This window comes from Pseudomonas sp. P4_C1, from assembly GCF_056402155.1.
In genome coordinates this window covers 1-9,903 of record NZ_JBFUHY010000117.1, presented here as the reverse complement: position 1 = coordinate 9,903, position 9,903 = coordinate 1, and the positions used below count along the sequence as shown (strand labels likewise).

Genomic DNA, 9,903 nt, shown 5'->3' with positions numbered 1-9,903 from the left:
TTTTTCGTTCAGCACACKACCTCAGCCATCCCGCAAATCCCTGTGGGAGCGAGCYTGCTCGCGATGGCGTCCGCAAGAACCCYGCATCAACAARAAGGGCGAACCCACCAGGTTCGCCCTTTTTGCATCACACCCACTAAGATCACAGCTTGGCCTCCCACAGTATTTTCKTTCAGCACACGACCTCAGCCATCYCGCAAATCCCTGTGGGAGCGAGCYTGCTCGCGATGGCGTCCGCSARAACACCACRCATTACCCAGCATCCACAAAAAAKGGCGAACCTGTGARGGTTCGCCCTTTTTGCATTTCACCGCTTGGCCTGCAACAACGCTCAAGCTCCGAATTGATGTGGGCCGGACTGGCCCCATCGCGAGCAAGCTCGCTCCCACAGGTTTTTCGTTCAGCACACGACCTCAGCCATCCCGCAAATCCCTGTGGGAGCGAGCTTGCTCGCGATGGCGTCCGCSAAAACACCACACATWACCCAGCATCCACAAAAAAKGGCGAACCTGTGARGGTTCGCCCTTTTGCGTTTGCCCGTCAGCCGTTACAGCTTGGCCTGCAACAACGCCTCGAGCTTCTCCTGATCCCGCGCGAACTGACGAATCCCCTCAGCCAGCTTCTCGGTCGCCATCGCATCTTCGTTGGACAACCAGCGGAACTGCGCCTCGTTGAGGCTCAGGCGCGCTTCACCGGCATTGCCTGGCGCCAGCTTGCGTTCCAGCTTGCCGGTATCCGCGGCCAGCTTGTCGATCAGGTCCGGGCTGATAGTCAGGCGGTCGCAGCCGGCCAGTTGCTCGATCTGGCCCAGATTGCGGAAGCTCGCCCCCATGACCACGGTCTTGTAGTCATTGGCCTTGTAGTAGTTGTAGATGCGTGTCACCGACTGCACGCCTGGATCATCGGCGCCGGTGTAGTCGTTGCCGTTGGCTTTCTTGTACCAGTCGTAGATGCGGCCTACGAATGGCGAAATCAGGAACACCCCGGCATCGGCGCAAGCGGCTGCCTGGGCGAAGGAGAACAGCAGGGTCAGGTTGGTCTGGATGCCTTCCTTCTCCAGGATCTCGGCAGCGCGGATGCCTTCCCAGGTGGACGCGATCTTGATCAGCACGCGGTCGCGGCCAATACCGGCCTTGTCGTACAGCTCGATCAGGCGATGCGCACGCTTCAACACGGCGTCAGTGTCGAACGACAGGCGCGCATCCACTTCGGTGGAAATACGGCCCGGGATCACTTTCAGGATTTCTTGCCCCACGGCCACGCCAAAACGGTCGCTGGCCAGGCCCACATCGCCCTTGCAGTCATTGACGCAGGCGTTCAGCAGCTCGGCATACGCCGGAATGGCCGCGGCCTTGAGCAGCAGGGAAGGGTTGGTGGTGGCGTCCACGGGTTTAACGCGAGCGATAGCTTCGAAGTCGCCGGTGTCGGCAACCACGGTGGTCATTTGTTTAAGTTGTTCCAGCTTGGAAGTCATGGGCGTGCTCTGTCCTATGGGTCTGATGACATTACCCGAGCGCTGACAGCCACTCAAGGGCGCGTACGTGTATCAATGCCCCCTGCGGCAACAACCTGAAAACAGGTGTTTGAAAGGTGGGGCGCGGTGTCGATAAATAGGATGCCAGGCGGGCTCACAGGTTCAACTCATCTGACGGTCAGCGCCTTGCAACCAGATCATCTGACGCCTGAATCCCCTGATAACGCTCGCGGCACCTTGCGTGCAATTACCGATATCGTTGAAGTCTATATAGTTCGATTGCAGGCTCAATTATTGTTATAAAAAGTCAATTAATACACTGACAAAGTTAGTCTTCGCGCTAACAAATGTAATGTTATTTATCAGGCGTTTTGATCGTTAGAATACGTCCAGTACATATATGGAATAAAGTGTAATGTAATAATTGGGAATGTGTGTTTGTAGAAATAACTTCACAGCGTGAAGAGGTATATGTTTTTGGATGCGTTTGATGATTTGATGCTTGGCTACGCACTAAAAAAATTGACCGAGGTGTTTGAAGAAATCGAGGAGGTTTCGAAAAACACCGCTTCGGACAAGGCAACGTGCGTGCTGGGTATCAGACAATCCAAAGCCGCAAAAAAAATCCCCGTCTGGCTGGGGCGCCTGAGAGGCAGCACCCCTTATCAAGTCACGCATGCTCTGATCGATCAGATGCACGCCTCTCGAAAACTCGACCGCGACCTGCGCTTCGCGGCACAAGCTGCCTTGCTGGAAGCCCTGATAGAGGACGGACTGGCAATGCACATCGCGAGCTATTCAGTGGTTGTCGTAGAGAATCGCCTGAAGTGCTTTTTGGATCGATGAGCGTTCTACCTACTGAGCACGCGCCCAGTGCCCATTGCACTGGGAAATTGCACGAGGCGTGAGGAAGTAGATTGGTGTCAAAACTGTACATCGCACAATACGCCGGCATCACCGTCATGCTTCCAGCGGCCATGGTCGTCGCCGGTTGGCTGTGGTGCATGGCATCCAGAAAACTCGCGCTCTTATGGCTAGGCGTACTGTTCGTGGCCTATTTTGTCGTAGGTCTCAGTAAAGTGCTGTTCAAGGGCTGGGGAATCGGCCTGGAAAGCCTGAATATCGCGGTCATCAGCGGCCACGCAATGAACGCTTGCCTGGTGTCGACCGTTGTCCTGAGTTTGCTATTGCGCCAACTGGATCATCGGCTTCGATGGCTGGCACTGGGGGCGGGGCTGCTGTCGACCTGGTGGTTCAGCGTCCAGTATGTCGGGCAAACGATTCATCCTCTGCCGGAAGCGATTGCCGGGGCGGTCGTGGGGTCAGCCGCGGCGTGCGTATTTCTTTTCAGGCTGGAGAGAAAGGAAATCCGCAAAATTCCCCGGACGGCCCTCATGCTGGGGCTCGCGATTATCATGCTGAGTACGAGCATTCCAAAATATACAGCCGAGAGGCTCTTGAGCTCTTTCGCAGTCACTCTTTCGGGGGCGGAAAAGGCATTCAAGCAGCCTCACTGGCGCACTCGCGGAGAATCGTCAAGGTTGTAGACTTTGCTTCGATTGTGAGTTCTGGCGAAGTGGCGTCACCAGAATTCACTACTGTTTTTTCTCTTCGATCCGATCCAGCAGCTCTGCAGTTTTTTTCTGCATCAGTGCAACATCGCCACGACTCTCAACCTTCAACAGGATCTCGCTCTGCGCTGGGCAGATCTTGAAGCGCCACTCAGTGAACGTCAGGCTCAGGCCGTCGCTGTCATCCACATCCAGTGCTTCACTGGCATACAGGGTCCGCAAGTGGTCGAGTACCGCAATAGGATTACCGACCATGCACCGAATATCACCCGAGGAAGGAAAGAGCCCGATGCGCTCCACCAACAACTTTGGCTGTGGGGTGATAGTAGGGGGAACACTTTCGTATGTCCGCAACCAGGCCATCAATCCACTGTTGCCCTCGGTGAACTTCTGCCCAAAAACCATATTGCCCGGTGCAAAAGGGTCCAGCGACTTATAGACGGAGTCGATCGGTGATCCGGAAGCGTTCATAGTGGTCTGCCTTGAAAAAGATTTATGGCCGCTCAAAAAACGCGGCACCCAAGAGCAAAAAAATACCGTTTACAGGCCTTTCTTATAGAAAATCGCAAAACAGAAATGGGTAGCGTCGATTCAGTGCTTTGATGTTTGCACACGTGTTGTCGCTATGCCCACGGACCAAGCCATGGTCTTAAGTGCCCGGGAACCCGGCGGACTGTTTGACGGGCTGCACCCAACGCCACGCAATCAAGCCGATCGACACTCCGACAGTATTGGCCAAGGCGTCGTAAGGTGATGCCGTGCGCAGCGGCATCAGTGCTTGTGCATATTCGATCAGGATCCCCGTCAGCAGACAGCCCAAGGCAATCCAGCGCGCCTTGACCCGCATGAATGCCAGTTGGCAACTAAAAGACAACGCGAAAAAACCAATCAGGTGATGCAGCTTGTCTTCCTGGGCAAAGGCTTCGGGAACCGGTTGCGCACGCAAAGCGGCGGTCAGCAAGACCACACTGACGCTGATGAAAAACAGCGTGCGTATCCTTTGGGAAAGTTGTGTGACACCCAGGAGTAACGAACTCATTCGGTGATTTTCTCAAAGTTCTTATAGAACGCATCTTTGTCGCGGCCATTGGTCATTGTGTACAGCGAATATTGGCGGTTGAGACGCGCGCCACCATCGCGGGTCAAAGGAGCCCAGACCAGATTGGCGCGACGCAGCGTGGAAACGCTCATCAACTCGTCGAAGGGGACCGAGATATAGATACCCTTGTCGAAGCTACCCTCGCCGAACTCTTCTGCCGAGGCCGTAGTGCGGGTGACCCAGCCACCGAACCTCACGCCGTTATTGAACTCATGCGACACATCGAACGTGGCACCCCAATCGCGCGCCAGGTAACGCCCGACACTGACCGCCGCCTGCAAATCGTACGGCAGTTCGGTATAGGTGGTGATGTGACCGGTCACGGTCTTGTAATCGCGCAGACCAAAACCCTGGTCAAAGTCACGCTGGCGTACATAGTTCAAATCAGCACCCAGGGCCCAGCGCTCGCCCATCGGGCGGTACAGCAATTCACCGCCGACCCCGGCGAACATTGACTCCAGATAACCGCCATACACCATGCCATACAAGTCTTGATCCAGCTGCTTGGCATGGTTGAGCTGAAATGTCGGCATCGTTACATCAGAGGTGATGACGTACTTGCGCAAATCGGTCCGCACTCGGGGCAGGTTGCTCGGTGCGTCGTACTTGAACTTTTCAAAGTTGTTCAGCAGATTGGTGCTGATGACCCCACTCGTCCACGTACTGCGGGTAAAGCGGTATTCTGCGTCCACATCAGCGGTCAGCTGGTACAGCATGCCGTCGGGACCGCCAACGTTTTGCTTGTAACCCAAGCCGATACCATAGCTAAAGCGCTCGAGGGCCTGGGTGTACAGCGTGTTTTCAATGTGTGGCGTGGCCCGGTTCAATTCGGTGGTGCGGTGCAGGTCTGTGAGGTCTTGTTGGTTGTTCACCACGGCCCGGAAGGTGTCGCGCGGCACACTGGTTTCGTCCACAGGCATGTCGTAACGCTTGTTCACCATCGTGAACCAGTCGATGTCGTCATTCGCGCTGTTGTCCAGAATCCGGCTGGCCCGGCCCACGCCTTTGGCGGAGTAGAAATAGCGCGACTGCTCGCCATACACAATCAGCTCGGAATCGCGCTGAGCAATACGCTCGACCTTATAACCCGCGTTGTTTTCCAGTCGTTTGGAAACCCCCGCCCAGTCGACCTGATCGAGCGGCGTGGTTGGCTCGTGTGCCGGCAGCGCTTCGGCAGCGGGGTCGTAGCGCTTGGCCGGCGCCTTGCGGCTGGCGAAATTGGTATGAAAGGTGATGCCGAACAACGCGGTGTTGCCGCGCTCCCAACCTGCGGTCAAATCGACTGAGTCACTCAGCTTGAACACCGCCCCGATGTTGATGGGCGAGTCCTGCTTCAGGCTAGTGTTGAACGGCTCGTGCTTGTAGTCGTTACCGTCGAACTCGAGCTTCAAGCTCAAGGGCGACCAGGGCGTCTGATAGGCCACGCCGCCAAACAACGCGGGTGAGCCGCGAAAATACAAGTTGGTATTGACGTTGCCTGCGTCCGCGCCCGTGTTTACCGGGCGTGTATCAAAGCGCTCATCGAGGTACCCCAGCGGGTTTTCGAAATCCCCGCGGTTACCGATGTAGCCCCAGGCAATGCCCAGGCTGAAATCCAGATCGTAGTAACGTTTGTTCGCCACAAAGTATTCGCTGGAAAACAGGCCGGTGCCCCCGATGTCCCGAAAACCGAGCGCGACCTCGGGCAACCAGTGGCTTTCTTGCCAGAGGCGGGCTTTGACATCGACCGCTTTGTCTTTATAGACCTGGTCGCCGCTTAATGCCTCGGCCCCGTATTTATGGTTGCCGATAGCGGTATAACGGAAACTGCCTTCCAGCCAGTCAAGGGGCTGTATTGAAATGCTATAGCGCGAATAGGGGTCTGTCCGGTTGGCGTTGAGGCTGAATTCGCCTGCGGGTGCCATCCGTGCGGTGGGGGTTTGCAGCAAACCCACGCCACCGAAATCATTCTGGGTAAAACGCGGCTCTCCATGAGCCAGGCTGTAGGGCAACAACACTACGGCGGCGAAACGTAACTTCAAGGGGCCACCTCGGGCAGCGGTTGGGTGGCGAGAAACTGGGCAAGCTGCTCGTTCAAGTCGGGTGTGGGCAGGTCCGGATCATCGTTGCGCACGGGCACCAGAATGGTGCTGCCTGCGGCGGCAAACACCCCGTCTTCGTTGTTCCAGGCGGCGCTGCCGACTCGCTTGACCTGGCCATCGGGCTGAATCAGCCACAGGTAATCGGCATCGGCGTCGGTCACCGGCAGACAGCTTTCAAGATATTCCTGGACTGGCTGCAGCGCGCGATAAGGCAGCGCGCAGGGCTGTTCAACGGCGCCCACCACAGTGACCGTAGTCGGGCGTAGAGGGTAAATCAGCCGGTCGCCGTCACTGAGCGAGTAATTGCGGGCGAACGCGACCTCCAGCGCCACGGGGTCGAGCACCGCGACTCTGCGGCCGGTAACGGGTAGTCGGCTGACCTCTTCAAGCAGGCGCGCGGCCAGGGTTGCAAGGCTGCTTTTTTCTTCAAGCAAGGCCCCACGTTGCAGCAATTTCAGATCGAACAGCACACCGGCTTTAAGGCGGATTTGCTGCTCCACCAGTGGCTGGTGCAGCCAGGCGGCGGCCAGCCAGTAACTTTCGGCGTTCGGGCGTCCCTGGCTGACGGCATCGAGCAAGCGTGCACCTGGCACGAACGCGAAGGAACCGGCGTTTTTTACATCACCCGTGACCGTGACAGCGGCCTGAGTCATCGCAGAACTGGCCAGCAACAGGCAAGCCGACAGCGTTTTCAAATATCTCACCGAGCCGTCTCCCGGTCAGGGCGCAATTGCACAATCTTCAAGAAAAGTTCCGGCGTGAGATGTTGTTCGCTCTGCAGGATCAAGCCATCGTCAGGCCTGACCCAAAAACGGTTGGTGGCCTTGAACCCCAACTCGGGTATGTCGATGCGTTCGTCTATGCGCTGCAACGCATAGTCCTTGTCCAGGATGGTGACGGTTTCGATGGCCTGTCGACTGAAGCGACTGTTGACCGCCAGTCCAACCCGCGGCCCCTGATAGACATCTATCCAGCGGGTACTGCTGTAACCATCGGGCAATCGCTGCAAGCCAAGCTTGAACGGCGACTCGCCGTCGAAGCGCGTACCGTCGAGATTGATGCCCAGGCCCACGCTACGCACGACCAGACCATCGCGCATCAACAACACCTGTTTGCCGGAGGCGACCCAGAACTCCAGGTCGCCCTGCTGGCGTAGCTTGGCCAACACACCGTCGCTTTCGTCCGTGGTGACCTTGATCTGTGCGTAGGGCACGGCCTCCACTTGCGCCGCGGTCAATTCCAGCGACGGGGCGCCCAGTGTGGAGGCTTTAAAGGTATCCAGGGACGCCTGCATCAACGGATTGCAGCCACACAGCAGTAATCCCACCGCCAGGCATGAGCTGTTACGCAAAGTTTTCAAAGCGGCTCAAACCTTATCGACTGCTGGCTTCACTGAGATTGTTTGTGGCCGCTGCTCCGGTACCGAGGACAAGAGCCGAAGGCAGCAACTGGCTGATCAAGCGGTTCCAGCGGGTCACGCCTGCAGGGCCGACGTAGACAATGTCCTGGGGGTGCAGATCGAAGCGGCTGGCGAGAGCAAATGCGGTAGGCGTTTCGGCGTCCAGTTGAAAGACTTGTGCCGGCTCGGTTTCAAGGTTCTCGGCACCTCGAATGACATACAGCGCATTGCCATTGGAGGTGGCCTGGTTCAGTCCACCGACCGTTCCGACCGCATCCGCCAGATTCATCCGATTGATTTTGAACGTGAGCGCCCGAGGCTGGTTGACCTCACCCATGACGTAGATCTTTTTCCGGTCGTTGTAGGGCAGGTACAACTGATCGCCGTCTTTCAAATAGACGTTATGCAACTGCGAGCCTTTGCCGTTAAGCGAGTCCAGGTCGAGCGGATACTCACGTCCGTCCCGGGTCAGTGTCAGGCCGGCAAGGTCGGCATTCAATGGATCGACAGTAGCAGTACCCATGGCTTCGACGACACTGAGCGGCGAAGTGGTAATAGGTTGTTGACCGGCTTTCAAAATAGCACCGGAAATAACGACTTTTTGACTGGCAAAGCGCAAAACACTCAAGTCAACCTGGGGGCTGTCGACGAATTGAGTCAGGCGCTCGGCAATAAAACCGCGAAGCTCCTCGATGGTTTTGCCTTCAGCATGAATATTGCCGATATAGGGGTAAAACATGGTGCCGTCCGGGCGTACCAGGCGACCGTTCGCATCAATTTGCTGTTGCGCACCCGACGGCGCAGTCAACTCAGGATGGTCCCACACGGTGATGTACAACACATCATTGGCGCCAATCCGGTAAGCCCCCGGCTTGTACGCCAACAACTCGGCGGGCACCGAGGCTTGCACTTTTGTCGCCGCGTTCTGGGCAATCAGTTTGGGCGTTATYGGAATCAACTCGATCCGAGTGCTTTCCGGTGAGCCTTCACGGCCGACCTGGCTGGTATCCAGGTGTTGACCAGGTGAGAACATACAGCCCTGCAGGGCAACACCTGCAAGCACAGCGAGCGACAAACTACGAATCATGATTGAGGACACTTGTGGAGGGAACACATCAGAACGAAACCACCCGGATTGCTCCGGGTGGTAGAAGGCTATCGACCTCGCGGTGCGCTTAGCGAGTACCGGTGGTACCAGTGGTGCCGGTAGTGCCAGTAGTGCCGCCGTCATTGTTGCTTCCGCCACCACTGGATGACAGCGCAGCTGCGCCGGCTATAACCGCGGCGCCGAGGCCGAGAGCAGTCCCTGTGGTCAGGCTGCCAACGAGAGGGGTGTTCAGACTCAAAGGAGCATTTTCTGCGGGTTTTGCAGGTTTGCCTGGAGCAGAAGACGCTGCGGGAGGCTCAGCCGCGAAAACGGAGGCACTTAAAGAAAGCATTAGAGCGGAAGCAAGTAGTTTGGTCATGGTAGATTCCTTTTTGATGCATCGTCGGTATTGGCGGTGAAACTAAGAAGCTAGCGTGCAAGGCCAAAAACTCTGAGCGTCCAGTAACGTTAAGGATAGTATCGATTCGAACTCGATGAGAGCGGACCTCTGGGGCATTCCTCACTGAGTCTTATCTCGCGATCATTGCCTTAAGAATACCTGTGTAGGACGGCTAATAGGTCTGACGTTTTCTAACGTCCTCGGGTTTCTAACATTGGTTAGCCATGCCAGAGGGCGAGTCCAATGTATGCAATCCATGAATCTATGGTCACCCCCGTTTCTGCAATACTGATCAGCGGGCGAAGTGGTTGGCTTGCTTAAATCTATTCGGCGTCTATCTGGGGCATGCCCCGAGCCACGATGAGAGTCGCGCCCGACGATCCTAAAAAAACCAGCGGCTTCATATAGCCGGTTCATGGATCAGGTTCTTCGCCAGGCCGGAAGGCCGTTCACCATTCGTTATTCAGCTATCGCAAAACCTGGAAGCTAAATCGTGGTACTGCAACAACCGCAGGGTCAGACGCTCAAGGTGTCTGGCCCTGCTTCAAACTCGCTATGGTGGGCTGCTATCGCCCAGGCGATCCGCGCCAGCTTGTTCGCTAGGGCGCAGGCCACCACATTTGAATGCCGTCGCATCAGTAGTGAGCGCACCCCATCGGCCAGAGCCCCTTTCTGGTGTTCAAGCCGCTGCATGTAAACCCTGGCGCACTGAACCAGCAGTCGCCTGAGATTCTTGTAACTGCGCTTGCTGATCCCCAGCAAATTCGCCTTGCCGCCCGTGCTGTACTGTCT

9 protein-coding genes and 1 pseudogene are annotated in these 9,903 nt (G+C 56.6%); 2 read left to right on the top strand and 8 right to left on the bottom strand.

The window, feature by feature from the left end; genetic code table 11:
• Window positions 1–547 precede the first annotated feature (547 nt).
• Entirely contained in the window at window positions 548–1,474 is a 927-nt protein-coding gene (tal, locus tag AC1DU9_RS28795) for a transaldolase (RefSeq protein WP_223462652.1), read from the bottom strand.
• A gap of 471 nt (window positions 1,475–1,945) precedes the next feature.
• Between tal and AC1DU9_RS28790 the strand changes: the two genes are divergently transcribed.
• Entirely contained in the window at window positions 1,946–2,320 is a 375-nt protein-coding gene (locus tag AC1DU9_RS28790; protein WP_223462653.1) for a hypothetical protein, read from the top strand.
• 74 nt (window positions 2,321–2,394) lie between these two features.
• The gene (locus tag AC1DU9_RS28785; protein ID WP_477811171.1) at window positions 2,395–3,021 is read left to right on the top strand and encodes a hypothetical protein; all 627 of its coding nucleotides are present in this window, start codon (window positions 2,395–2,397) and stop codon (window positions 3,019–3,021) included.
• A 48-nt stretch (window positions 3,022–3,069) separates the two neighbouring features.
• Here AC1DU9_RS28785 and AC1DU9_RS28780 read toward each other — a convergent pair whose 3' ends face one another.
• The 7 genes and pseudogenes from AC1DU9_RS28780 to AC1DU9_RS28750 form a co-directional block, all read right to left on the bottom strand.
• Window positions 3,070–3,516 (bottom strand): mannose-1-phosphate guanylyltransferase, encoded by a 447-nt coding sequence (locus AC1DU9_RS28780; RefSeq protein ID WP_477811170.1) that lies wholly within the window; start codon window positions 3,514–3,516, stop codon window positions 3,070–3,072.
• A gap of 178 nt (window positions 3,517–3,694) precedes the next feature.
• Window positions 3,695–4,084, bottom strand: coding sequence for a VanZ family protein (locus tag AC1DU9_RS28775; protein ID WP_477811169.1), 390 nt, complete (start codon window positions 4,082–4,084; stop codon window positions 3,695–3,697).
• Window positions 4,081–6,165 (bottom strand): YjbH domain-containing protein, encoded by a 2,085-nt coding sequence (locus AC1DU9_RS28770; protein ID WP_477811168.1) that lies wholly within the window; start codon window positions 6,163–6,165, stop codon window positions 4,081–4,083. Before AC1DU9_RS28770 ends, AC1DU9_RS28775 begins: the two co-directional genes overlap by 4 nt.
• Window positions 6,162–6,929 (bottom strand): capsule biosynthesis GfcC family protein, encoded by a 768-nt coding sequence (locus AC1DU9_RS28765; protein WP_477811167.1) that lies wholly within the window; start codon window positions 6,927–6,929, stop codon window positions 6,162–6,164. Before AC1DU9_RS28765 ends, AC1DU9_RS28770 begins: the two co-directional genes overlap by 4 nt.
• Window positions 6,926–7,585, bottom strand: coding sequence for a YjbF family lipoprotein (locus AC1DU9_RS28760; protein ID WP_477811166.1), 660 nt, complete (start codon window positions 7,583–7,585; stop codon window positions 6,926–6,928). Before AC1DU9_RS28760 ends, AC1DU9_RS28765 begins: the two co-directional genes overlap by 4 nt.
• Before the next feature lie 13 nt (window positions 7,586–7,598).
• Complete coding sequence (locus tag AC1DU9_RS28755; protein ID WP_477811172.1) at window positions 7,599–8,711, bottom strand: polysaccharide biosynthesis/export family protein; 1,113 nt, start codon at window positions 8,709–8,711, stop codon at window positions 7,599–7,601.
• A 916-nt stretch (window positions 8,712–9,627) separates the two neighbouring features.
• Window positions 9,628–9,903, bottom strand: a pseudogene (locus tag AC1DU9_RS28750) (IS110 family transposase); the annotation flags it as partial.